The following is a 25,520-nucleotide window of genomic DNA, read 5'->3' on the forward strand; positions in this document are numbered from 1 at the left end:
ATTCATTGAGCTGTAGGGAATTGTTTTGTTTACTCTTTATACTTCCAATAATTATAGAATGTATCATTGTATTCATTAACACAAGGTTATGCTGACTCTTATTCAATACAACAAATCTACCCACCAAAAGGAAGAGAAAATAACTCCCCAGGCTGCCTTCGATACCATAGAAGGAACTCGAAGAATCTCGTGGCTGGATATAGAAAGTCATGACCGAAACATCCTGCAAGAAGTAATCAGTCTCAATAGATTTCATCCGCTTACATTGGAAGATATTTTGATTGTAGAGTCGTTGCCAAAGTTCGAAGTCTTTGATGATTATATCTTCTTTTCGGCCAATATGCTTACTGTCGACACAAATGATTTGATTGCAGAGGAAAAGATCAGTATTGTGTTGAAAAAGAATGTGCTCATTACTTTTCAAGAAGGCTTGCCTGGTGACGTATTCGACGAGCTGCGTAATAAGATAAAAAGATCACTAGGAATCATTCGGGCCAATCCAGTAGACTATCTTTTTTATCAGGTGCTTAATGCTATCGTAAGCAGCTATTCTCACATAGCTGAAAAATTAAGATTTGAAATTGAAGAGCTCGAAGATCAAATTTTAACAGACGACAACTATGAGGTAATGAAAGAAGTCATTGCAATCAAAAGAAAAGTAAACTTAATCAGACGGCACACCATACCCTTGCTAGACGCTGTCACTAGCATGAAAACAGAAGGCGCTCAATTCCTCAGAAAAGCCAACCAAGCTTATTTGCATGACCTTCAAGATCAGGTGAAGAACATTTTGGCTTTTTGTAATACATCTCGTGAGATGCTTCGAGACATTATGGATTTGCACCATACTAATCAAAACAATGAGATGAATCGAGTCATGAAGACACTGACCATTGTGTCTGCGATCTTCATACCAATGACCTTCATTGCCGGGATTTATGGTATGAATTTCCATACCATGCCAGAGTTGGATTGGAAATATGGTTATTTTGGTGTTCTTGGAGCTATGGGAGTGATTGGTGCCATTATTTTTTATATACTCAAAAGAAAACAATGGTTGTGATGTATCAGTCAATTTTAGTCATAAGGTAATAACTACATAAAGACCCATCTGCTTTCATTTGTCTAATTCTTTTCTAGTTTTGCCGCCTAATCCTAAGAGAATGCTAGAAGCAGTAATATTTGATATGGACGGGGTGATCATGGACAGTGAGCCCATCCACTACGAAACAGAGTTTGAAATTCTAAAACGTTTTGGAGTCAAGGACTATCCTTTTGAGGAGCATGCGCAGTATGTAGGCATGCGTACGTGGGACCTTTGGGCTGGAAATATTGCCAAATATAGCCTGGATGCTACAGCAGAAGCTTTGACCATAGAGGGAGATGAGGCTTATATAAATGCACTTCGTGAAAAAGATTTTGACCCTATCACGGGATTGGCCGATCTGTTGGATAGGATAAAAGCTAGTGGCACAAAAATGATCGTAGCTTCTTCGGCTTCAAGAGAGAATATTAAGTTGGTTTTAGATAAATTTGCCATTACCCAATACTTCGAGGGCTATGTGAGTAGTCAAGATGTGAAGAAGACCAAACCCAATCCTGATATTTTTTTACTGGCTGCCAAAACTTTGGGTGTAAATCCTGAGAATTGTGTAGTGATAGAAGATGCCAAACATGGTGTGCAAGCAGCTATTTCTGCAGGAATGAAATGCATTGGTTATGGTAATCTAAATTCTGGAAATCAGGATTTGAGTAAAGCCCATGTGATCATAGATTCACATAACAACATTGATCTGGAATTGTTAGAAAAATTGACAATTGAAAAAACACTAATTTAATATGTTTCCAAAAGTAAATCCTGCTGAGACCAAGTCCTGGGATGCCCTAGAAAACCATTACGAAGACATTTCGAAAGATCCTATTATAGAAATGTTTGAAAAAGACCCTGACAGATTCAATAAATTTTCCATTCAGTGGAAAGACTTTTTATTGGATTACTCCAAAAATATCTTTTCGGACAAGACGAAGTCTTTGTTGATAAAATTGGCAGATGAGTGCCAGTTGAAAGATGCAATAGAAGCGATGTTTTCAGGAGAGAAGATCAATGAAACGGAAGATCGTGCAGTTTTGCATACAGCACTGAGAAGCAACAGCAAAGAGCCACTCAAAGTAGATGGAGAAGATGTGCGTCCATTGATCGCCAAAGAGTTGGAGAAAATGAAGGCCTTTACTGAAAAACTTCATTCAGGCGAGTTGAAAGGTTTTGATGGCAAAGTGATCAAAAACATTGTCAATATTGGCATTGGTGGATCTGACTTAGGGCCATACATGGTTTGCGAAGCATTAAAACCTTATCAGAAAGAAAACATCAACTCCTATTTTGTGTCCAATGTAGATGGCTCCCACCTTCATCAAGTATTGCAGAAAGTAGATGCAGCTGAGACTTTATTTATTATTGCTTCTAAGACATTTACGACTCAGGAAACCATGACCAACGCCAATTCGGCCAAGGATTGGTTTTTGAATCTTGCTAAAGATGAAACAGCAATAGCCAAGCATTTTATCGCGCTATCTACTAATAAGAAATCTGTAGAAGCCTTTGGAATCGACTCAGCCAATATGTTTGAGTTTTGGGATTGGGTAGGTGGTAGGTACTCTCTCTGGTCATCTATTGGAATGTCTATTGCTTGCGCGATTGGATATGACAATTTCAGAGACCTGTTGGATGGTGCAGAGGCTATGGATATTCACTTCCGCGAAACGGAATTTGAAAAAAACCTGCCTGTGATTCTTGCCATGCTTGGTGTTTGGTACAACAACTTCTTTGGTGCTGAGTCTCATGCTATTTTGCCTTATGATCAATATTTGCATCGTTTTGCCAGTTATCTCCAGCAAGGTGACATGGAGAGCAATGGTAAATTCATTGATAGAAATGGTGAGCCAATTGCCATCCAAACGGGGCCAATCATTTGGGGCGAACCAGGCACCAATGGACAGCATGCCTTTTATCAGTTGATCCACCAAGGAACTAAATTGATTCCATCAGATTTTATTGCTTCCGCGCAAAGTCAGAACCCAATGAGTGATCATCATGAAAAGCTCTTGGCTAATTTCTTTGCTCAGACTGAAGCTCTGATGAAAGGCAAGATGGAAGAAACAGTCATAGACGAATTGTTGAAAACTGGGATGGAAGAAGAGGATATTGATTTCTTGCTCCCATTCAAAATATTTGAAGGCAATCAACCAACAAATTCGATATTGGTCAAGAAAATAACGCCTTTCAATCTAGGTGCATTGATCGCCATGTACGAGCATAAGATTTTTGTGCAGGGTGTCATTTGGAATGTATTCAGTTTTGATCAGTGGGGTGTAGAACTTGGAAAACAATTGGCTGGGCAAATATTGCCCGAGTTGCAAGGCGACGATAAAGTAACTTCTCACGATGGATCAACCAATAGCCTGATCAATCAGTGGAAGGAGTGGAGAAAATAAAGTAAAAATTTGGTGGTTAACTTTTCTAAAGTTTTATATTGTACTATGCCTACGGTTCTAATTATTGGCGCTTTTAGATTCTTCTTTTATAGCAATGAGCATCTCCCTGAACATGTACATGTCGAAAGTGGGGAAGGTGTAGCGAAGTATTCATTGAGACCTGTGGAGTTAGTTAAATCCTCAGGTCTCAATGCATCAGAGTTGAGTAAAATCCGTAAATTAGTGTTGGAGAATCAAGTCACTTTACTTTCAAAATGGGATGAGTATTTTAACAACTAATTCACCAAAAGCAAAAGAAATCTGGTTCAAAGAAGATAAGATTTATTTCCTCTTGGCAGATGGACGAGAGCTCGGAGTGCCGATCGAGTGGTTTCCGAAATTAAGAGATGCCAACCCAGATCAATTAAAAAATTGGCGACTGATCGGTAGCGGAGATGGTGTGCATTGGGAGGAGTTAGACGAAGACATATCCATAGAAGGCCTCTTAGTAACTATTTAATTCTTTCTTTATTTAAATATTCAAAATGAGACTAGCAGTAATTGCCCATGATGGCAAAAAGGCCGAAATGGTAGGCTTTTTACTTCAAAATAAGGAACGCATAGCCAAAGCAGACATTGTGGCGACTGGAACCACAGGATCACATGCTGAGAAGGCTGGATTGAAAGTGAAAAAGTTGCTTTCTGGCCCTATGGGTGGTGATGCCCAGATTGCTACGCTGGTGGCGGAAGGTAAGATGGATTTGATCTTCTTCTTTCGAGATCCACAAGGTAAGCATCCCCATGAGCCAGATATTCAGATGTTGATGAGACTTTGTGATGTGCATAACATTCCATTTGCTACCAATCCAGCTGGAGCACAGTTGCTTTTGAATGGCTGGCCAATAGAATAATAAGGAGTTGATGGTTTTGCGCTTTTAGTTTATCTTAGGATAAATAAATCAAAACCAACCTATCATGAGCAAGCTCCTTCAAGTGGCCTTTAAGGAATTGGGTCAAGCCGAAATCCCAGGAAGTCAGCACAATCCGCGAATTGTAGCCTACGCCGAACAATCCAATTTTCCAGGTATAAAAGATGACGAAACACCCTGGTGTAGCATCTTTGTTAATTTTTGTTGTGACGAGTTAAACTATCAGCGAAGTGGTAAAGCCAATGCTCGCAGTTGGTTGCAGGTGGGAAGCGAACAGCATGCGCCTAGACCTGGTGATGTAGTTGTTTTTTGGCGAGAAAGCATTCATTCCTGGAAAGGCCATGTCGCCATTTATCTAGGACATTCAGATGATCGTAAAGAGGTTTTTTGTATAGGTGGAAATCAGGGAAATGCAGTTTCAGTGGCTGCTTATGATGCGGGTAAGGTACTGGGGTATCGTCGTGTGGGTGTTGAAGTGCAATTAGATATTCCTGAACCAGTTCTGCAAAAAGGGGACAAAGGTGAAGAAGTCATTAGCCTTCAAAGACTGCTGAATAAATTGGGCTATAACTGTGGTGATGCTGATGGAGACTTTGGCAATAAAACCATCAAAGCCCTCAAGCTGCTCCAAGCCAATAATCAACTCACAGTTGATGGAGTTTATGGCAATCAGTCGAAATCTATCCTTGAATCTTTATTACAATCTTAATATTTCATTAAACCTAAACTATCATGACAGGAAGTGTCGCATTAGATGTAGTTATCGGACTGGTATTCATCTATCTGCTATATAGCTTATTTGCCACATTAGTTGCTGAGATCATCTCAACGAACCTAATGCTCAGGGCAAGAAATCTCAAAGAGGCAATTAATCGAATGATTAATGATGAGGAAGGTGAAGGGAATAGTTATCCAAGAATTATCGAATTGTTTAATATCCTTCCTGATAATTATGTAAATAACCTGATCAATAATTTTTACGATCACCAAGAAGTCAAATACTTGGGTAGAAAGGCGAACCTCAATCCTTCTGCTATCAAAGCAGTAAACTTTGCAAAAGTTATTTTAGATAAAATAAAAGCTGTTGGTTCTGGCACTACTGAAATCCAAAAAATAAAGTCAGGTCTGGAGCGGTTGTGCTTACCAGAAGGTAGTGAGGATTATATTGAAGGGACTCGTCGCATATTGGGCAGGAAAACAGCCGAGTACATCCAAAGCATATTAGAGGATTGCCAAGGTGATCTGGAAGCTTTCAAGAAGGAATTGGAAAATTGGTTTGATAGAACCATGGAGCAGACTACTGAGTGGTACAAGCAACGGATGCAGAAAATCTTACTCATTATAGGCTTTATGCTGGCTTGGGTCTTCAATGTGGATACTTTTTCAATTGTCAAAAAACTGTCTGTAGACCAAGATGCACGAGATCAGATGGTACAACTAGCTAGTGCCTATGTTCAGAACAATCAATATGATAAATATGCCCTGTTGGTTACTGATAGTCTGGCTCTGAAGGCAGATACATTGAAATTGGATTCAGCATCAAAGGCATTAATTACTGATTACAATGCTCGTTTGGAAGCTTTATTGGATACAAAAAAGGTGTTGGAGCAGGATTTGGCTTCGGCCAATACTGTATTGGGATTGGGCTCATGGTTGCCTGATTCACTGATGTTGGATGAGAAGAAAAGGATTATTTATCCAGATTGGGTAAATGCTGGAGTTGCATCTAAAATTATAGGGAAATGTGACAGTGCAAAATCTGCTGTGACAATCACATGCTTTCAGAAATGGCATTATCTATTTTGTTTGTTATTCGGCTGGCCGAGAATACTGGGTTATTTCATAACGGCACTGGCCATTTCTTTGGGAGCACCTTTTTGGTTTGATATTTTAAATAAACTGATGAAATTGAGAGGAGCAATTTCGGAGAAAAAATGACTATTCCTTTTTAGAATAATTCCTAGCCCCAAAAATAGTACTGCCAATTCGTACCATGGTGCTGCCTTCTTCTACGGCTATTTGATAGTCGCCACTCATGCCCATAGAGATTTCTGTGAGATTTAGGAGTGGGTGGTTGTATTCTTTTTTTAGCGATTCGAAAAAGGATTTCAATCCAGCAAATTCAGCTCTTACTTTAGCTTTATCGTCTGTGTTTGTTGCCATACCCATCAGACCCACAATGGACACGTTTGTCATTTCATCCAGTGGAGGAGATGATATCAATGCTTTGATTTCGTTCTGACTGAAACCAAATTTAGTCTCCTCATCAGCAATATGGACTTGCAAAAGACAGGGAATAACACGATCATTTTTTCTACCTTCTTTGTTGATTTCTTTAAGTAGTTTGATTGTGTCGACTCCGTGGATCAAGTGCACAAAAGGTGCAATATATTTTACCTTGTTGCGCTGAAGGTGGCCAATCATGTGCCACTCGATATCTTTTGGGAGAGAGGCTTCTTTTTCTACCAATTCCTGCACTTTGTTTTCACCAAAGGCTCTTTGACCTGCTGCATAGGCTTCTAATAGAAGTTCAATGGGCTTGGTTTTACTTACCGCTATCAGTTCGGCATTAGTAGTGGTGGATAGTTCTTTTTGAATGGTTTGTATTTGATCTGCGACAGACATATGGATTGCTTAATTTCTTAATCGTGAATTAACGAAATAACAATTAACTTAGAATGGTTCTGACGATTATTTCTTCTAATTTAATGAATCAATTATTTCAATCAGTTGTTCAGTTCACATGGCTATTTTAGGAACATTGCTCAAACGCGGTATTCGTCTTAGAGAGAGTTTAGAGCAGGATTATACTTCTTCATTTGATTTGCAAAAATCAGAATTGCGTAAGCTCTTAATTGCCGCAAAGGATACATACTTTGGTCGATACTATTATTTTAAGACCATCTTGAATGGTTTTAAAGATCAAGACCCGAATCTGTTCTATAAATATTACACAAGCAACGTCCCTATTCATGATTACAATGCTATCAATGAGGAATGGTGGTCTAAGTCTAGAGAGGGGATAAGAGGAGTCACTTGGCCAGGCAAGGTCAAATACTATGCTTTGAGTTCGGGAACTTCTGGCGCTCCTTCCAAATACATCCCCATCACTAAGGATATACTCAAGTCCATGCAAAAAACTGGAGTTCGACAGTTGTTGGCCTTGTCAAAACTGGAAATAGATTCCAGATACTATGAGACTGATATTCTGATGGTTGGTGGAAGCACAGACTTGAAGTTTAATGGCACATATTTCGAAGGTGATCTGAGTGGAATCACTACCAGTCAGATACCTATCTGGCTTCAGCGGTTTGCCAAACCTGGTAGAAAGATCGCAAAGGCAGCTAACTGGGATACAAAGCTGGATGAAATGGTGCATAAGGCCAAAGACTGGAATGTTGGCGTGATTGTAGGTGTGCCAGCGTGGATACAATTATTGATGGAGAAGATAATTGCCGAGTATCAGGTTCAGACGATACATGATATTTGGCCGAATCTCAAGGTTTTTGTACATGGTGGTGTATCATTTAAGCCATACAAAAGAGGCTTTGAGAAACTGCTGGCTGAGCCTATTCACTACATGGAGACTTACCTGGCCTCTGAGGGATTCATTGCTTTTCAGGATAAACCAGATCATTCGTCCATGAAGCTGGTTTTGAACAATGGCATTTTTTATGAGTTTATACCATTCACCAACAACAATTTTGATATGAACGGACAGCTTGTAGATAATCCCACAATTTTCAAAATTGATGAAGTTGAAATAGGACAGGAGTATGCGCTTTTGATTAGCACAAATGCAGGAGCATGGCGATATTTGATTGGTGATGTAATAGAATTTACTAATAAGAAGGATGCAGAAATAGTCATCAAAGGTCGAACCAAGCACTTTCTCAGTTTGTGTGGAGAACATTTGTCTTTAGATAATATGAATGAGGCGCTAGAACTTACAGCCAGCCAGTTGAATGTCACGGTCAAAGAGTTTACAGTTTGCGGGGAATTTTACGGATCACTATTTGCGCATCACTGGTATATAGGCACAGATGATCCTGTGAACCAAGGGAGGTTTAAGAAATTGTTGGATGAGAATTTAAAAATTCTAAATGACGATTACCGAGTAGAACGAACGGCCGCTCTTCAAGAAATGCATGCAGATTTTCTACCCACATCTGTATTTTATTCTTGGATGAAAAGCCAGGGTAAAGCAGGTGGCCAACATAAGTTTCCGCGAGTGTTGAATGAAGAACGACAAAAGGAATGGAACCTTTTCATTCAATCCAAGAGTAGCCCATCTTATTAGAATGACAACGTTCGAACAAGTAATTTTAAAATTCTACAAATAGTTATATTATTTCTTGGGATAGTTCGTTTTGATACATATTTGAGATAATATTGTACTAGGCAATTTGTCATTAATTTAACTATAAATCACCTATTATGCCTCTAACCGCTTTGGCTGGTACGTTGGGAAGAAAGCGTGCAGCACATTTGCTCAGAAGGGTGACCTTCGGCGCGACTAAAGCACAAATAGATCAAGTAGCCGCACTCACGACCAGTGAAGCCATGGATTTGTTGTTTATCATGGAAGATTTGCCTGATCCAGAATTGCCGCTAGATCCAGCCACAGGTCAGGAATGGCTCAGCACTCCAACCACGGATGCCAATTCTTCAGACAGAGATTTGAATACGTATTTGAAATCGTGGCATTTTGGCCAATTGCTGGCTCTGGATGTGGCTGAGGAGTATGCCTTGTCTTATGCAACTCGCGAAAAGATCACCTTTCTTCTGCATACGATTTTTACCACAATAGAGTCCAAAGTGGCTAACAGCAAATTCATCTATTATCAAAATGCACTTTTTAGACAGTATAGCTTTGATGATAATGAAGACCCTGATTTCAATTTTAAGACATTATCAAAAAAAGTGTGTGTTGAAAATGCCATGTTAAGATATCTGGATGGCAATACCAATGTACTGGGAAGTCCCAACGAAAATTTTGGTCGGGAATTCTTAGAATTGTTCTCTATAGGTAGGGGGCTGGAGGGTACAGTTTCAACCCTGCCCGCACCAGGAGATTATTTCAATTATACAGAGCAGGATGTTCAAGCGGCTGCGTTGGTGTTTTCAGGTTTTAATATTGACGAGACATTTTCCAATATTGATGAAGATACTGAACTGCCAAAAGGTGTAATTAGAGGTGGAACTATTGCTTCTTCACATGACAACACAACCAAGCAGTTTAGCTATAGATTCAATGACGCTACGATATCGCCTGATCCAGATTTGTTGCAAGGGGGGGCGGCCACAGAAGAAAGTGCCTTGGGCGAAATAGATCAATTGGTGGAAATGATCTATGGTGTGTCAGATGAAGCGGCTAAAAACATCTGTCGAAAAATTTATAGGTTCTATGTCTATTACAATATAGACGAGGATCTGGATAATGATATTATTGATAACCTTACCCAGACCTTTATAAATAGTGGATATAAGTTGCAGCCCGTATTAGTTGATCTTTTTCAAAGTGAGCACTTTTATGAGGCTGGCGCTGGTACTGGCAACGACAATTTTGGAAGTATCATCAAATCTCCCATGGATCTGGCGCTTGGGACACTGAAGGGTTTAGAAGTGAAAATCCCGGATTATACGACCGATCTAGAAAACTACTATACTTTCATGGGCAGTATACAGCAGTCTATGAATAGCCAGGGTATGATTTACTACGAGCCGTCAGAAGTGGCTGGTTATCCGGCTTACCATCAATTCCCCATTTACAATAGAAGTTGGATATCTACCAATTACCTGGCTGAACGCTATCAGTTTATTCAGCGATTGATTGACAATATGGACGCTGATGAACCGGGAAGTGTAGGAGTAGATGTTGTGGAGTTTGTTCGAGATAATTTTTCTGCTGTAGCTGCAGATGCGAACGATCTAATCATAGAATTGTGCCGATACTTTTTGCCGATGAATGATAATCTTACATTTGATGCAGCAGGAGATGATTCATCAGAGATTACTGCCGAAAGACTGAATTACTTCCTGATGGCATTTTTGTATAGTCCACAAATTGACCCAGATCCAGAAGGATCCTGGAACTTTAGGTGGACCAATCTAGAAGATAGTGAAGTGGTAGAGAGTCAACTAAAGAATTTGTTTAACGCACTAATGCAGTCACCTGAGTTTCAACTCTCATAAGCCTAACCAGATGAAAAGAAGAAATTTTCTAAAAAAAATACCACTGGCTGCCAGTCTTCCTTTTGCGATTAGTGGGGTGCCTATCAATTTGATTGCGCGAAACAACTATTTTCGTCAAATGGCTGCAAGCAGTACCAATGATCGGGTGCTGGTGATTTTGCAGTTGTTGGGAGGCAACGACGGGGTGAATACAGTTATTCCTGTTGAGCAATACGACCAGTATTATAGTCGCAGAGCCAACATTGCTATACCTGCAAAAAATGGAGCTAGAAAATATATACCAGTAGATAGCACTTTGGCCTCACCTGATCAAATCGGATTGCATCCAGATATGCAAGGCGTAAAGGATCTGTATGACAGAGGAAGGATGGCGATTGTGCAGGGGGTGTCTTATAAGAACAACAATGGTTCGCACTTTCGAGGCAGAGATATCTGGAATATGGGTGGTGGCGTAGATGACTTTTACTCCTCAGGTTGGGTAGGTCGCTATTTACAAAGTGAATATGCACCTCAAGTTTATCCAGATGATTTTCCAAATAATGATATGCCTGATCCATTGGCCATTGAGCTAGGGAGTGATGTATCTCTGGTCTTTCATCAAAATGGAAACATCCCTTCTTCTATTTCATTAGGAGGGAATCCTCAAGGATTTGCTGATCTGATTGAAAATTTGGATGGTTTTGTAGACCAGGGCACTGATCCCCGTGGCCGCCCACCAGAGTATTTGCTGAATTCTGCTTATTGGAATGAAATGAACTGGATATTGGGGCTGGAGGATAAATCTGAGGATTATGCCGGAAGATTGCTCGAAATATACAATGCTGCTTCTGCGTCTTCTGTGGCATACCCAGAAGTATATCCTTTCAATGCACCAGATGGTGCTAAGCGCAATCGACTGACTCCACAATTGCAATTGGTCTCAAGGCTTTTGGATGGAGGGGGGCCTGGCTTAGGCGCTAAAACCAAGGTGTTTTTAGTAAAAGTAGGCGGATTTGATACGCATGCAGATCAAGTAGAATCTTATGATCCTACCATGGGCAATCATGCTTCTTTGCTCTATCACATTTCGTCTGCTATGAAGGCCTTTCAGGATGATTTGAGAGCCAGAGGAATTGAAGATCGTGTACTCACAGTAACCATGTCTGAATTTGGCAGAAGGATAGCCTCGAATGGCAGTTATGGAACTGATCACGGTACTGGAGGGCCTATGTTTATCTTTGGCAAAGGAGCGAATCCTGGTGTGTTTGGTACCAATCCAGACATGGCTGAAAACAATGTGGGCATGCAGTACGATTACCGACAGATTTATGCCAGTATTTTGGAAGATTGGCTTCAAGTGGACAAGAGCGTAATTACCAGTGATATTTTCTTTAATAATTACATTGATGGTACGGGTGATGATGGGGAAGCATTGGAGAAAGTTGAGGTTTCTAAGTCTGTAATTACTGGTATAGAAGAGTTTATGACTCAACGCTTTCATTTGAAAGAATGCTATCCTAACCCTGCCCATAAAGAAACTAAAATCGGTTTTTATTTGAATGCACCAGCTCAAGTCGAGCTTAGCCTTTATGACAACAATGGTAAGATGGTTAGGCATATTTTGCAGGAAGAAAAACTCATTGGTGAGCATGAGGTGAATTTGGATGTGTCAGATCTCAAACCAGGAACCTACATCTACAGAATAAATGCTGGACTACTCAAGGACTCAAAAAAACTAATCGTTAAGCACTAAACTTATGGATCGCAAATTTCAATTCTTGTTGCTTTTTTGTTTGCTGATTGGCTTTCAAAGCATGGCGCAGCGTAAAGGGCAACCTAAAAAACCGCCCAATCCACTCAAGCAATTTATGCAAACACAATTCTGGATCGGACTAAAAGGAGGCCCTAATTTGACCAAAGCTAACCCTACACAATTTTATTCAACCTTTGAAGGTGTTGACTTTGTGGATACTGAGCTCCAAAAGGACTATGATAATTTTAAAACGTTAGGTTCTCAAGTAGGATTGGAATTTGTCTTCTATCACAGAGGGTTTTCGTTAGCCTTCTTTCCAAATTATTCTAGGTTCAATTTTACCTATCACAACTCCTATACTTACGAGTCGGTAAGTAATCTAGAGGACATGGTCATTCTCAATTATGATCAAAAAAATCACCTGGAATACATTGACTTGCCTTTGATGTTTAAGTATGACATTCTTCAGGAAAAAATCAGACCATTTGTGCAAATAGGTGCCTATTACAGTCGTTTGCTCAATGCCAATAAAGAAATTCAAATTGAAAATAACGATATAGCCTCTGGTGCTGTCAGACCCTATCAGCCTGATGCAATTATAGTTGGAGCCAAAGATATCTTCATTGGCTCATCCTTGGGAGTTATGGCTGGTGTAGGCGTACACTATGATCCTGGTAACATTCGCCTTTCTCTTGATATCAATTATCGCTATGGGCTAAACAATATCGCCAGTGCCTCTAATAGATATTCTGACAATCGACTGGCTGCATCAGGAGACGCTATGGACGACCTCACGATCGACAACATTACCATGAATGTAGGTGTTTTTTTCCCCATGCGATTTATTAGCAAAAGTTTCAACTCTGATTTTTAGTCTCTCATGAAAATTCAATTTAAAGACCTCGTTTGGGTAATAGCTACGTTATGGGTTATTTCATCTTGTGACATAGCGGACAATAAGGATGTAGATCCTGCTGATTCATTTTTGAGAATTTATGATAGTCATCAGTTCGATCATGAGATCAGACCCGTGGATATTGTACAAACAGCTGAGGGTGGCTATTTATTTCTTGGTAATTATAGACGCGAGGATGTGGACTTTCTGGGTACATACGTCTCTAGTGCAGATGAAGAAGGCCAGTTTGTTAGAAATACCTATTTAACAGACGACAACGTGCACCCTGTGGGGAAGTTTTTGGAATTGGGTGGAGAACACTATTTTATCAGTATGGATGCTGTGAGCCTACAAGCCTACCTTAATCAAGTCAATGATTCCGCTCGCATTGTGAGTACTACTGGCCTGGGCGTGACTTATCCTATGTATGCTGAGAATGATGGTGAAGATCAATTTGTATTGCTTAGTTATAACTCTTTGGATAGAACCACTATGTTGTCTTTGGTTAATGCAGACGGATCTATTGCCGCTCAGAGTGCTTTTGGAATAGGGGCGGGACAAGAGGTGGAAGAACCAATCATTGATCACTTTACACGGACTGGTAGGGAATTGCCATTTTTTGCAGGCCGTTCTGTGAATGGAACTTATTATGCCAATGGGTTTTATAATTACACTTTGTCATTATTATTTACTGATTTGAGTGATGATACACCTTCTGGTGTTATTCAAGGCCAACAAGATCAGGGAGGTATCAGTAGCTTGATTTCTTTGAGTGGAGATAATTATGGCCTGGCCAGATTCAACTATGGAGATCAGTATGCCAATGCCATTGCGACACTCAATACATTAGGAACCACTTCTTCAAGTGATTTAGCAGGCAGTCCCATGCTAGAGTGGGCGTATGGCGAAAAGGTAAAAATGACTACTATGACATTGGGTAGCTCTGATTATATCATTATGGCCACTACTACCAAGAACCAACAAATCGTCTTGCATTTTTATGACAATGCAGGTGCTTATGTTGCTGTTGATTACCTAGGTTTTTCAAGTCCCTATCAGCTGGGAGCGATCCATGTCACTTCTGATAATGGTTTGGCAATTCTAGGGTCTACTCAAGTAGCAGGTAAATTTCAGCGATTGTGTTTGTTTAAGAAATCAGAGAATGAACTCAAGGACTTGGTTCAATAAGCGAAATATTTCGTTTAATTACGCGAATTATTTCGTACATTTGTGTATGGCATATAAAACGAGCGAGATCCTTAATTTGATCCATGATCCTGCAATTAGATACCAAAAGGCTCATGAGGGTATTACCAAATTAGATTTTTTGGCAGTAGTGTCTATGACAGGCATGAATTTGAAGGAATTTTCTAATTTACTGCCAGTAACTAGACGAACCCTAGAAAAAGTAAAGGACAAAGAACTCATTAATGCATCAGTAAGTGATCGAATCTTACAAATTGCGGCTTTGTATCAATATGGAGAGGAGGTGCTAGGAAGTATCCCAGCCTTTCAGTCATGGCTCAAATCTGACCTATTGGCCCTGGCAAATAAAAAACCTTATGACTTTTTAAGTAATAGTACAGGTTTATCTCTGGTAGAGGATTTACTTGGCCGCATAGAACACGGCGTTTATTCATGATTTTTTTTCGGATCACGACCAAACCATATATTCATGATTTGTCTGGGACGGGTGCTATGCGCTATGGCGGAAGGTGGAACCCTAAGGGTCGAAGAATGCTATATACCTCTGAGAGTCTTTCCCTGGCTATGTTAGAAGTAATGGCGAATAGTAGTTCAAATCAAATAGGTAAAGGATTTTATTGTACAGAATTGGAATTGCCCGATCAGTATAATGTCGGAGAACTTACCGTCTTACCCAAAGGTTGGAACAGTTACCCTTTTTCGAATTTGACCATTGATGCAGGGAGGCAATTTTTAGACGGAGGAGGGTTGTGTTTGAAGGTGCCTAGTTCTATTGTTTCCTCAGAATCTAATTTTTTGCTGAACCCTTTGCATGATCACTTTCATCACCTGAAGATAAATGAGGTCAAACCCTTGTTGTTTGATCAAAGACTTTGGAATTAATCAATAAAACGTAAACTTCTTTGAGATAACTTTATTCTTATAATAATGAAGCAACTATTTTGATAGCTTATCTAATTGGCCTTTCAGCAGGCCTTGTTCCAGCACTTTCTACAGGTCCTGTATTTCTTACACTCGTACAGCATGCCATTGATCATGGGTTTAGAAAGGCGGTTTATTTTATCGCAGGTGTAGCCCTGACAGATACGTCTATTATCCTCTTGACTTGGCTTGGACTGAGTCAAATCTCGGGAGGCAGTGAACCTCCTGCCCAGTTATCTATAGGCGGAGGGATTCTCCTTATCCTATTTGGGCTAATTTTTATATTCAAAAAGGAATCTGAACAGCAACCAGTCGAGACCTCGTCAACTCATTTACAAAAGTTTGGTTTGTTTACTCAAGCCATTATGCTCAATGCCATCAACCCCATCATTTGGGGTTTTTGGGCAGCTATCTCCAATTACGCGATTGCTGAATTTAATGATACCACTAGCGAGTTGTTGTTTTTTGCAGGTGTATTGAATATGGTTTGGATCACAGATGTACTGAAGGCTTATTATGCGCAGAATCTGAACAAGTACCTGAATGAAAGGTTCAAAAAATACCTTCGCATAGGTATTGGCTTGGTGCTGGCTGTCCTTGGCGCTAAGTTGCTGGTGGAGTATTATTTGATGTGACGGCTCGTGTATGGTGTCGTAGCGGATTACGTGAGCTTTAACTTTCAGAACAGCACCGAAATACGGGCGAGTGACAAAGCTCAAAACACCACCAAAACCCGCTATGCATTATACATATTGTTGTGCGGTCGTACTTTTTCTTCTGTCAGCTTTGGCAAAGACATACTTATTGACAAGTATTGGATTGTGCGGTTGGCTTTTTCAAGCGACTTGGCAATGTGTATGGCTTTATGCGTTGGCATTTTGTAAAATTGGTTCTATTAATTTGATTAAATTGTCTATTAAGTTATCTAATGATTCTCCTGTTCTTACTATAGGTTGTGGAATTGTTCCACGATAATCTCCACTTAGAGATATTTCATTTTCAATGTCTTTAACAGAAAGGACACCATCTAAAATTGGTTTAAGTCTACTCCCAATATCATTTAAAACTTGAATCCGATTAATTATTTCTTGAATATTTGAAACACTGTATCTTTCCTTTTCTCCTATTTTATAATTACACATATCCACGCAACATAAAGAGTAATTGTCTTTATTCTGAACTGCATTTTTCATTTGAAGAGGACTCATTGTAATTGAATTTCTACTATCCCAACGTGATTTAACTTCAATATAATAAAGTATTGAGTTGTTGTGTTTTACTACAATGTCTTGTCCGCCTTGTTCATCACGAACTTTAATTTGAAAATCTTCTAACTCGATGCCAATTTTATCCCTTATTAACTTTTCTATATGTGTACCAATTGTGTGCTTGAATTGAAAATCTGCTTTTTCTCGATTTTCTTCTTCTAAGGCTATTTTACCTAAATTAATAATACGTTCTAAATCCGCGTCTCTTGATAATTCACCTAATAATGCAATATGCTTAGATTCTAATCCAATAATAGAAAAAAGGTCATTTTTTGTTTCAGTATTTGAAATTCGAGCCATCATTATCGTGGCTTTTTTTTCTTCAATAAATGGAAAATACTTTGACCATTTGTTATCATCGGATATTTTTTTAATTATCCAAAGAATGTCCTTTTTATAAGGATGTTTATTAATCTCGGTATATGACATTGCATCTTGAAAAACTTTATCAATGCTGTCACCAAGATTTTTAGAATATTTGGTGTCGTTATCCTTTAAATATTTAGAGAAACCTGAAAGAATTAATGTACTTCTGACTTTTTTTTGAGGTTGAGTAATCCTATCAAACAAATCCTTTAATTCATCAGAAATATCTCCATCTTTTTTCAATTCACTTGGTTCGCACAATTTAAAAAGTTGATTAGGGAATATTGGATGTGTTTTAACAATATCACCATATTCATAATAGCTGTGAATTATTGATAATACGTTACTTAAAAAAGTTGAATTTGATTCTACCCAAGACTCATCTTTAGTATTTAGTTCCCAAATAAAATTTCTAAGAAGGCATTTTATAGGCGTTAGCCATTCAATTTCTTGATTTGCAACTGTTGGTAAACTTATAAATGAAGAATCAACACTATAGTACTCGCAAATCTGTTTTATTAGAACTCCTCTTGTACCTGTATTATCAGTTGCAGGAAAGATCCGACAATATAAAATTAAAGCCTGTAAAGTGTCTTGCTCCAAAACCGAACCTTCCTTAATCGTCTTATTGAGTTCCGAAATTTGTGAATTAATATCTTTTGAAAAATGTTTTCTGTCGTATGGTTCAAAACCAAGGTTTAGTTCAAATCCTGATTTAATATATCGCTTTGGAATTTCTGGAACTATTGTGTCAGCAACTTCAATAAGTATTTCATCAATGTTATTAGTTGAGTTTAGCTGAGATAAAAGCCTAAATTCATTTTTAATATTAGGCAATATTTTATGTTGATTAAAAACTTTACTAAAAGAGTATTTGATAAGATACTCATAGAATTTTTGTAATTGAATAGTGTCTTGATAGAAATCTAATGTTAAAGTCTTTTCAATTTCATTAACAATATCTTCTACTGTTATATATGAGATGTTTTCGTCTTCCCAAAAAGAAATGTTTTTTGTCCAACTACGAGCTATTTGCTTTTTTGGAATATTTTTCCAGAAAAGATTTGTAATAAAATAAACAGAATCGTAATAGTCTTCATCTAACAGTAATTCACTTGACAAGAAATTAACTTCATTTGCGTTTAACCTTTCTTCATCAGTTTCAACAATAGGGAATCCTTTGAATTTTTCAACCCATTTTTTTTTTAATCCAATAAAATATTCAGATAAATGAGTATTTGAAGTTCCTGTGTTGAAATTTATATATCCTAATAATTTAGGGTTTTCAATTTCTAATGCATATTTCTCGACAAATTCAAAAATTAGCGCAGAAGCTTTCTCAATTATACTCCTGTTATTTTTCTCTTTTTCCTGAACTTGTTCATTTTTACTCCTTAAATGAATTCCATCTCTTGGTTCTGTTGGTGCAAATTGTTTTGAATGAATCAAATAGTTAAAACCAAAATTTTCAGTACCTATTAAGGGGTAGTAAAGAAATAATTTTGAAAGATACTTATCTAACTTTACTGCTTTGTTTTTCTCTGATAATGGAAGTACTACAACCAAGTCTTCTACTTCGGAAACTAAAGAAAATATTTTTTTAATGTTTTGATTAATATGAATTATTGAAGTTGTAATATTATCACCATTACTGGTTTCTCCTTTGCGATAAATAGTTTCTGTCCCGTTTATGTCATATACTTTTACCTTATTAAGTTTTTTGTTAATCCTCATTACATAAGGAAGAATGACTATTAAGCTATCAATTGCTTTAATTATATTTTGCTGCTCAAGAGGACTTGCTGCTTTATAATAAAATGATGTATATGTATTACATTCAGTCTTTAATTCTCCATACTCAATTAGGTCAAAAACTTTTTGCTGTTGAGCAATGATTTTATCGATTAAATCATCTGGTTTTTGAATTATTCTGTCTATCTCAAAATTCTGGATAGGTATAAAATAATCACCTTCTTTTAATGAGCCTGAAACCAATATCTTTTTTCCAAAAGAATGTGTTGTTATAAATCCTGTTCCATATTGACCAACTTCGTCATTGTTATTTTCCGAACTCTTTGAACTAACTTGCTTTATTAAGCATCTTAATGTTTTAGATGTAAAAGGAAGTCCATTGTGCTTAAATATAATCCCATCATCTCTCTGCTCTATAATTATCTCACAATTTTCTGATAAATCAATCGCATTTTGAAAAAGTTCCCATACAGCTCTTCTCGAATGACTTTCCTCCAGTTTTTCAAAACCTTGAATTAATTTATCAGCGTGCTGTTTCATATCCTCACGCTTTGATTCGTTTTCGTCTCTTTTTCGTACTAATTTTCGATTTATAATATTCTCGCTATTTGTCATTTCAATTTATATGTTTTGTTTGAGCGTTGGTAAAAACAGCTCTTTTGGTTTTTTATGCGTTGGTTTCTGGGGTCGGCAAAAACCAAATGTGCTGTTTGTGCGTGGGCTTTAGTATACCGCACAACGTAGTGATATGTAGACAAAGGTGACTATATATCTATTATGTATGTATTTAAACGTTTAATAATACGTTTCTCTCAGAAGTGCTGCGAAGTAATGTTAGGATTTTTCAGGGAAAGATCAAAACACCGTGCATTTGTCTCTCTGGCATGAAAGAAGTAGAAAGTATAAAAGATAAGTTACTTTTCAGCGCTGAGCTTTTCCAAAGCCAACATCTCATCTCTCAATCTGGCCGCTTCCATGAAGTCCAAATCCTTGGCAGCTTTTTCCATGGATTTTTTGGTCTTTTCGATCATCTTCTCGATACCTGCTTTGTCCATGTAGGCTACTACAGGATCTGCAGCAATGTTCGTTTCTTCACTTTCTATGTACGGCTTTGGAGTCGTTTGTTTCTTGGAGTCGGCCACGGAGGTTTGGCCCATGATGGATTCTTTAGACTTTTTCACTGTGGTTGGGGTAATGCCATGTTTGGTATTGTATTCCATCTGGATGGCACGCCTTCTGTTGGTTTCATCTATCGCCATTTGCATGGAGCCAGTGACTTTGTCCGCATACATGATCACCATGCCTTTTTCATTTCTTGCGGCACGACCTATGGTTTGCACCAGAGATCTTTCGTTTCTCAAGAATCCTTCCTTATCTGCATCAATGATCGCCACTAAAGATACCTCTGGTAAATCCAATCCTTCTCTCAGTAGATTTACACCGACCAATACATCAAAGACTCCCAAACGTAATTCTCTAAGAATTTCCACGCGATCGAGCGTATCCACTTCAGAGTGAATGTATCTGGTCTTTACTCCCGCATTGATGAGATATTTGGAGAGTTCTTCTGCCATCCTTTTGGTTAGTGTAGTCACCAAAACTCTTTCATCTAATTGGACTCTTTCTTCGATTTCATCCATCAGATCATCTATCTGATTGAGACTTGGCCGAACCTCAATAATTGGATCAAGAAGTCCGGTTGGTCGAATGACCTGTTCTACCACCACACCTTCAGACTTTCTGAGTTCGTAGTCACCGGGCGTTGCGCTCACATAAACGCTTTGGCCTACCATGCCTTCAAACTCATCAAAGGTGAGTGGACGATTGTCCATCGCGGAGGGTAGCCTGAATCCGTGATCTACCAGATTTACTTTTCGAGCTCTGTCACCTCCCCACATGGCACGTACCTGTGGAAGGGTCACGTGACTTTCGTCAATGATCATCAGAAAGTCGTCTGGGAAATAGTCTAATAAACAGAAGGGGCGTGCCCCTTTTTCTCTTCTGTCGAAATAGCGAGAGTAGTTTTCTACGCCAGAACAATAGCCTAATTCTCTCATCATCTCTATGTCGAATTCAGTACGTTCTTTTAGCCTCTTTGCTTCCAAAAATCTTCGTTCTTCTTCAAAATATTGCACTTGAAGCACCATGTCATCCTGAATCTGATTGATGGCCTGGTGAAGTAAGTCCTTGCCTGTCACGAACAGATTGGCAGGGAAGATAGTTACGATCTTTTCGTCTGATAACTTTTTACCTGTATAGGGATCAATGCGCTGAATGGTTTCTATTTCATCTCCCCAGAAGATGATTCTATAAGCAAAGTCACCATAGGCAATGAAGATGTCTACAGTATCTCCTTTGACTCGGAAGTTGCCTCGTTTGAAATCAGCTTCTGTTCTGCTATAGAGGATATCCACAAACTTGAAGAGCAACTGGTTTCTGGTGATTTGCTGACCCACTTCCAACGTGACGATATTCTTACCAAACTCTTCTGGATTACCAATACCGTAAATGCAAGAAACGGATGCGACTACTATAACGTCCCTTCGGCCAGTCAGTAGGGAGGAAGTTGCTGCCAAACGCAGTTTTTCGATTTCTTCATTGATACTTAAGTCTTTCTCAATGTACAGTCCTGTAGTCGGCAAGAAGGCTTCTGGCTGGTAGTAATCATAGTAACTAATAAAGTACTCCACTGCATTCTCAGGGAAGAACTGCTTCAGCTCACCATATAGTTGAGCGGCCAAAGTTTTGTTGTGACAGAGTACCAAAGCAGGCCTATTGGTATCGGCAATCACGTTGGCCATGGTGAAGGTTTTCCCTGACCCCGTGACACCAAGTAGGACTTGAGATGGCTCTCCATTATTCAGTCCTTCAGTGAGTTCGGCAATGGCTTGAGGTTGGTCTCCAGTAGGGACGTATTCTGAAGTGAGTTTGAAATCCATAGGCGTAAATATCGACTAGTCTATACGGATGAACAAATCAAAAGTGGCACTATTCAATAATTAAGAATAGATGAATATGTGTTTTAGTTATTTTGACTTGAGAATGGCAACCAGAGGGATTAATAATAGTGGAATCGTCGTGAGCAACATAGTCTCCCATCCCAGTGCATGCACAACAAACCCTGCAGACAAGGCGGCTGTAGCTTGTGTACCAAAGATCATGAATTCGTTCAATGCCTGCACTTTGAAACGTTCATGGTCTGTGTAAGCTTGCGGCAGCAGGGTGGTGCCTCCTATGAATAGAAAATTCCAGCCAATGCCCAGAAGTACGAGCGAACCCCAATAGTGTCCTACGTGATGTCCAGAATAGGCGATGCCTAAGCAGATGGCAAATGCCAGAATGCCTATGAGCATCATAGATTTAATTCCAATTTTTTTGATAATCCATGCCGTGATCAAACTTGGTAAAAACATGGCTACAATATGACTTTGAATGACCCATTTGGTATCCTCAAGCGAATGCCCATCCATGACATGCATGCTCACTGGGGTGGCCGTCATAATGAAACTCATCACAGCATATCCCATCATAGCGCAAAGCACAGCTGTCCAAAAAATGGGCTGTTTGATGATAACTGAAAGAGGGCGTCCTTGAACAGCTTGTTTCTGAGTAGTAGGTTTTACATTTTGAAAAAAGGAAATGATCGCAAAGCCCAAAACAAATAGAACAGCTAGTAGAACGAACGACCCAGTAAAGGGGTATTCGAACAAGTTTCTGCCCTTGACGGCAATCTCAGGGCCTACAAATGCCGCAACAATACCCCCTAAAAGCACAGTGGAAGCAGCATCTGGAATCTGCTCAGGGTTTACACTTTCCATGGCGGCAAATCGAAATTGATTCAGCGAAGCAGTTGAAACACCAAAAAGAGCCAGGCTGGTACAGAACAAATAGAAGGATTGGATATGAATGCTGTAAGCTGCTAGCAGGGAAATAAAAACAGAGTATGCTATGATGGACAAAAAGGTCTTTTTTCTCCCTAATTTTCTCATGAGCAGTGCTACAGGTATCGTAGCGAATGCCGTACCCACAATAATGGCAGCAACTGGCAAAGTGGCCAGATTGGGGGAAGGAGCAAGGGTATTGCCCACCAATCCACCAACAAAAACTACAAGCGAACTGGCAGACATCATGAGCGCCAAACCCAGAGCCAGTACCCAGACATTTTTTGGAAGTGATAGCATGAAAAATAATTAAGTCAAGGTAGGAGATACGTGTGCCAGAGGAGAAAGATGGCTAATCATTCCAGATTTTCCAAGAGGCTTCTGCTTGCCCTATAAGCATGGTATGTCCATTCTTAATTTTAGCTCCAGCATCTAGTCCCTCTTGGAGAAATGCTGTGATTGCTGGATTGTAAACCAGATCAAATAGTAGATGCTGGTCAGATAATAGGTTGTAGGGGAGTAATGGCTTGGTGTCGACCTCTGGATAAGTACCCAGTGGAGTTGTGTTTATGATCAATTGATGCTTTTGAACCCAATCACCAGTATTTACTTCGTCGTAACTAATGCTAGCTTCTGAAGCCTTTCTGGATACGGACTGGAACGGGATGGCTAAATCTTTCAATGCTTTTTTAATGGCTTCTGATGCTCCTCCAGTACCTAGTACCAGCGCTTTTTTGTTTGACAAGTCCCAGCCCTCTTGCAACGAATTGATAAAACCCAAGTAATCTGTATTGTATCCTTTGAGCCTACCGTCTTCCAAAACTTTGATGGTATTTACTGCGCCAATTTCAGCCGCATTATCATCCAATTCATCCAAGAAATCCATCACCTCCTTTTTGTATGGAATGGTCACGTTGAGCCCAGCCAGTGTATCTGAATAATGATCTACCAGATTCTGAAATTCAGCTATGGCATCCAATTCAAACAACTCATATTCACTATTTTGTATACCTTCTTTATTAAATTTTTCTGAAAAGTAATTTTTAGAAAAAGAGTGTTTCAGAGTCTTGCCGATAAGTCCAAATTGTCTCATGAGTCACTTTTTTGCCTGGCTTTTTTTATAGCGAAAGCGATTTTTTCCATAATGACAACCATCATAAAGCCGAGCGCCATGAAAAGAATGGCCTGAATGATCATAGGAGATTGACCAGTTTCAGTCATATAATCTGTTGGGAGCAGGTTTCTTTCAAAGATCGGGACTTGCTCGCCTTGTGAGTTGAACCGGAAAAGCTCAGCTTTTTTCCAAGGCCATATTTTATTGAGAGAACCAATCATAAACCCAGCCAATAAGGCAATGGCATAATTGTGGAATTTTTTTAGAAACCAGGCAATCAACCTGGAAAAGGTGAAAAGCCCAATCACGCAGCCTGTGCCAAAAACAGCAATAGGTAGGATCTCAAAATTCTTTAAAATTGACATCACATAGGCATATTTCCCTAAAATCAGCAAAATAAAACTTCCTGATATGCCTGGTAATATCATAGCGCAGATGGCTATGGCACCACAGATAAATACAAACCAAAGTTCATTTGGAGTGGTAGATGGAGTTACTATCGTAATTACGTAGGCTATGGCCACTCCAAAAAGACATGACAATACCGTGTAGATATTCCACTTAGAGATCTCTTTCGCTACTGAAATGGATGATATAATTATCAATCCAAAGAAAAAGGACCAAATCTGAATGGGGTGTTTGTCTAGCAGAAATGTAATGATCTTAGCCAGGGTGAGTGCGCTGAGCAAAATCCCAGTAACAAGCGGAAATAGGAATGCTCCGTTGATTTTGGACCAAAACTCCTTGATCTTAAATGAAAACAATAGCTTGAAAGCTTCTGCATCAAAGGAATTGATCGAATTCAGTAGCTCTTCATAAATTCCAGTAATAAAGGCAATGGTTCCTCCGGAAACTCCAGGCACCACATCAGCACTTCCCATGCCCATGCCTTTGAGAAACAGTAGGAAATAATCTTTAAATGTGCGCATAAGGTGGTTTGGGTCGCTTATAGTTTCGCGTCACCGTTTAGAAAGTAGTCAAAAGTGTCACCTCTCAAGCCAAGTCTAAGTGTTTCTAGAGGGATTACTTCTGCAGGAGCTATATTTCCCAGGTTCACATTTGAACCCAGTAGCTTGATAAAGTACACCTGTTGGGATTTTTGTGGTGCTTCCCAGATGACTTTTTCCATTGGGATTTTGGTCAAAATTTCCTGAACAAGGCCAGATCTTACTTCACCATCAGATCTAAACAAACCAACGTTCCCACCTTCGCGAGCTTCTCCAATTACTTTCCATGCACCAGCATCAAGCTCTTTTTGCATAAGTTCAATCCACTGATAGGGCGGAATGATTTCAGCTGCATCCTTTGATCCTACTTCGGAAAGAACAGTAACTTCCTTGGCCAATGTGCTAATGTATTCGCATTTTTTGGAATGGTCGAGTGTGATAGAACCATCTGATACTTCTGCGTGTTGAATGTCATATTTTTCAAGCACTCTTCTATAGTCGTCAAATTGATCCCTAATGATAAAGGCTTCAAAAAGAGTGCCTCCTAAATAAACAGGAATCCCAACAGATTTATAAAAGTCTAATTTTTTTTGCAGGTTGTTAGTGGCATAGGAAGTAGCCCAACCCAACTTTATGATGTCTATATAATCTCCACAGGTCTCAACCAAGTCTTCTGCCTGACGGACACTTAATCCTTTGTCCATCACCATCGTGAATCCTTTGTCACGTGGTTTTACCGTTCTTTCAGGTATATTCTTAAGGGTATAATTCATTCTAAGTATTCAATACGAAAATCTAGCTGGTCGATTTTTTCAACCTGCAAATAAATTGATAATAGCCCTA

At 39.1% G+C, this 25,520-nt stretch carries 24 protein-coding genes; 16 read left to right on the forward strand and 8 right to left on the reverse strand.

All coding sequences use genetic code 11. From position 1 onward, the window contains the following. Positions 1–88 precede the first annotated feature (88 nt). From corA to B9A58_RS19280, 8 genes are all read left to right on the forward strand, one after another. Positions 89–1,063, forward strand: coding sequence for a magnesium/cobalt transporter CorA (corA, locus tag B9A58_RS19245; protein ID WP_084374516.1), 975 nt, complete (start codon positions 89–91; stop codon positions 1,061–1,063). A gap of 100 nt (positions 1,064–1,163) precedes the next feature. Further along, the gene (locus B9A58_RS19250; RefSeq protein WP_084374517.1) at positions 1,164–1,838 is read left to right on the forward strand and encodes an HAD family hydrolase; all 675 of its coding nucleotides are present in this window, start codon (positions 1,164–1,166) and stop codon (positions 1,836–1,838) included. Position 1,839: 1 nt separating this feature from the next. After that, positions 1,840–3,492: a glucose-6-phosphate isomerase gene (gene pgi, locus B9A58_RS19255; RefSeq protein WP_084374518.1), complete on the forward strand. Its 1,653-nt coding sequence runs from the start codon at positions 1,840–1,842 to the stop codon at positions 3,490–3,492. Between the two features lie 45 nt (positions 3,493–3,537). Then, a complete protein-coding gene (locus B9A58_RS19260; protein ID WP_084374519.1) occupies positions 3,538–3,771 on the forward strand; it encodes a DUF4160 domain-containing protein in 234 nt (77 codons plus the stop codon). Beyond that, on the forward strand, positions 3,752–3,991 hold the full coding sequence (locus B9A58_RS19265; protein ID WP_084374520.1) for a DUF2442 domain-containing protein: 240 nt from the start codon (positions 3,752–3,754) through the stop codon (positions 3,989–3,991). Before B9A58_RS19260 ends, B9A58_RS19265 begins: the two co-directional genes overlap by 20 nt. A 25-nt stretch (positions 3,992–4,016) precedes the next feature. After that, positions 4,017–4,382 carry a methylglyoxal synthase gene (locus B9A58_RS19270; protein ID WP_084374521.1) on the forward strand — a complete coding sequence of 122 codons (366 nt, stop codon included), beginning with the start codon at positions 4,017–4,019 and terminating at the stop codon, positions 4,380–4,382. Positions 4,383–4,446: 64 nt separating this feature from the next. Further along, positions 4,447–5,109 (forward strand): C40 family peptidase, encoded by a 663-nt coding sequence (locus B9A58_RS19275; RefSeq protein WP_084374522.1) that lies wholly within the window; start codon positions 4,447–4,449, stop codon positions 5,107–5,109. A gap of 23 nt (positions 5,110–5,132) precedes the next feature. Then, positions 5,133–6,338 carry a hypothetical protein gene (locus B9A58_RS19280; RefSeq protein ID WP_084374523.1) on the forward strand — a complete coding sequence of 402 codons (1,206 nt, stop codon included), beginning with the start codon at positions 5,133–5,135 and terminating at the stop codon, positions 6,336–6,338. On the opposite strand, the gene B9A58_RS19285 is transcribed toward B9A58_RS19280, so the two are convergent. After that, positions 6,339–7,025 carry a YggS family pyridoxal phosphate-dependent enzyme gene (locus B9A58_RS19285; protein WP_084374524.1) on the reverse strand — a complete coding sequence of 229 codons (687 nt, stop codon included), beginning with the start codon at positions 7,023–7,025 and terminating at the stop codon, positions 6,339–6,341. Positions 7,026–7,143: 118 nt separating this feature from the next. Here B9A58_RS19285 and B9A58_RS19290 point away from each other — a divergent pair, with 118 nt between their 5' ends. The 8 genes from B9A58_RS19290 (at position 7,144) to B9A58_RS19325 (ending at position 15,984) form a co-directional block, all read left to right on the forward strand. Next, a complete protein-coding gene (locus tag B9A58_RS19290; protein WP_084374525.1) occupies positions 7,144–8,700 on the forward strand; it encodes a GH3 family acyl-acid amido synthetase in 1,557 nt (518 codons plus the stop codon). Between the two features lie 137 nt (positions 8,701–8,837). Beyond that, on the forward strand, positions 8,838–10,595 hold the full coding sequence (locus B9A58_RS19295; RefSeq protein ID WP_084374526.1) for a DUF1800 domain-containing protein: 1,758 nt from the start codon (positions 8,838–8,840) through the stop codon (positions 10,593–10,595). 10 nt (positions 10,596–10,605) lie between these two features. Next, a complete protein-coding gene (locus tag B9A58_RS19300; RefSeq protein WP_084374527.1) occupies positions 10,606–12,327 on the forward strand; it encodes a DUF1501 domain-containing protein in 1,722 nt (573 codons plus the stop codon). A gap of 4 nt (positions 12,328–12,331) precedes the next feature. Further along, on the forward strand, positions 12,332–13,201 hold the full coding sequence (locus tag B9A58_RS19305; RefSeq protein ID WP_084374528.1) for an outer membrane beta-barrel protein: 870 nt from the start codon (positions 12,332–12,334) through the stop codon (positions 13,199–13,201). Between the two features lie 6 nt (positions 13,202–13,207). Continuing rightward, positions 13,208–14,410 carry a hypothetical protein gene (locus tag B9A58_RS19310; protein ID WP_084374529.1) on the forward strand — a complete coding sequence of 401 codons (1,203 nt, stop codon included), beginning with the start codon at positions 13,208–13,210 and terminating at the stop codon, positions 14,408–14,410. A 46-nt stretch (positions 14,411–14,456) separates the two neighbouring features. Continuing rightward, the gene (parS, locus tag B9A58_RS19315) at positions 14,457–14,864 is read left to right on the forward strand and encodes a type II RES/Xre toxin-antitoxin system antitoxin (RefSeq protein WP_176214850.1); all 408 of its coding nucleotides are present in this window, start codon (positions 14,457–14,459) and stop codon (positions 14,862–14,864) included. Beyond that, positions 14,861–15,310 carry an RES family NAD+ phosphorylase gene (locus B9A58_RS19320; protein WP_084374531.1) on the forward strand — a complete coding sequence of 150 codons (450 nt, stop codon included), beginning with the start codon at positions 14,861–14,863 and terminating at the stop codon, positions 15,308–15,310. The genes parS and B9A58_RS19320 overlap by 4 nt, the downstream gene beginning before the upstream one ends. Positions 15,311–15,369: 59 nt before the next feature. Further along, positions 15,370–15,984: a LysE family translocator gene (locus tag B9A58_RS19325; protein WP_176214851.1), complete on the forward strand. Its 615-nt coding sequence runs from the start codon at positions 15,370–15,372 to the stop codon at positions 15,982–15,984. 101 nt (positions 15,985–16,085) lie between these two features. Here the strand turns inward: B9A58_RS19325 and B9A58_RS20440 are convergent, their stop codons facing one another. From B9A58_RS20440 to B9A58_RS19355, 7 genes are all read right to left on the reverse strand, one after another. Continuing rightward, positions 16,086–16,226: a hypothetical protein gene (locus B9A58_RS20440; protein WP_176214852.1), complete on the reverse strand. Its 141-nt coding sequence runs from the start codon at positions 16,224–16,226 to the stop codon at positions 16,086–16,088. Continuing rightward, positions 16,213–19,350 (reverse strand): sacsin N-terminal ATP-binding-like domain-containing protein, encoded by a 3,138-nt coding sequence (locus B9A58_RS19330; protein ID WP_084374533.1) that lies wholly within the window; start codon positions 19,348–19,350, stop codon positions 16,213–16,215. Before B9A58_RS19330 ends, B9A58_RS20440 begins: the two co-directional genes overlap by 14 nt. A gap of 299 nt (positions 19,351–19,649) precedes the next feature. Beyond that, positions 19,650–21,674: an excinuclease ABC subunit UvrB gene (gene uvrB / locus B9A58_RS19335; RefSeq protein ID WP_084374534.1), complete on the reverse strand. Its 2,025-nt coding sequence runs from the start codon at positions 21,672–21,674 to the stop codon at positions 19,650–19,652. Between the two features lie 87 nt (positions 21,675–21,761). Continuing rightward, positions 21,762–22,916 carry an MFS transporter gene (locus B9A58_RS19340; RefSeq protein WP_084374535.1) on the reverse strand — a complete coding sequence of 385 codons (1,155 nt, stop codon included), beginning with the start codon at positions 22,914–22,916 and terminating at the stop codon, positions 21,762–21,764. Between the two features lie 52 nt (positions 22,917–22,968). Next, the gene (locus B9A58_RS19345; RefSeq protein WP_084374536.1) at positions 22,969–23,709 is read right to left on the reverse strand and encodes a shikimate dehydrogenase family protein; all 741 of its coding nucleotides are present in this window, start codon (positions 23,707–23,709) and stop codon (positions 22,969–22,971) included. Then, positions 23,706–24,659 carry a polyprenyl-phosphate transporter gene (locus B9A58_RS19350; protein WP_084374537.1) on the reverse strand — a complete coding sequence of 318 codons (954 nt, stop codon included), beginning with the start codon at positions 24,657–24,659 and terminating at the stop codon, positions 23,706–23,708. The genes B9A58_RS19345 and B9A58_RS19350 overlap by 4 nt, the downstream gene beginning before the upstream one ends. A gap of 17 nt (positions 24,660–24,676) precedes the next feature. Next, a complete protein-coding gene (locus B9A58_RS19355; RefSeq protein WP_084374538.1) occupies positions 24,677–25,450 on the reverse strand; it encodes a phosphosulfolactate synthase in 774 nt (257 codons plus the stop codon). Positions 25,451–25,520 lie beyond the last annotated feature (70 nt).

Origin of the sequence: Reichenbachiella faecimaris, from assembly GCF_900176375.1 — a bacterium.
GTDB classification, from domain to species: Bacteria; Bacteroidota; Bacteroidia; order Cytophagales; family Cyclobacteriaceae; genus Reichenbachiella; species Reichenbachiella faecimaris.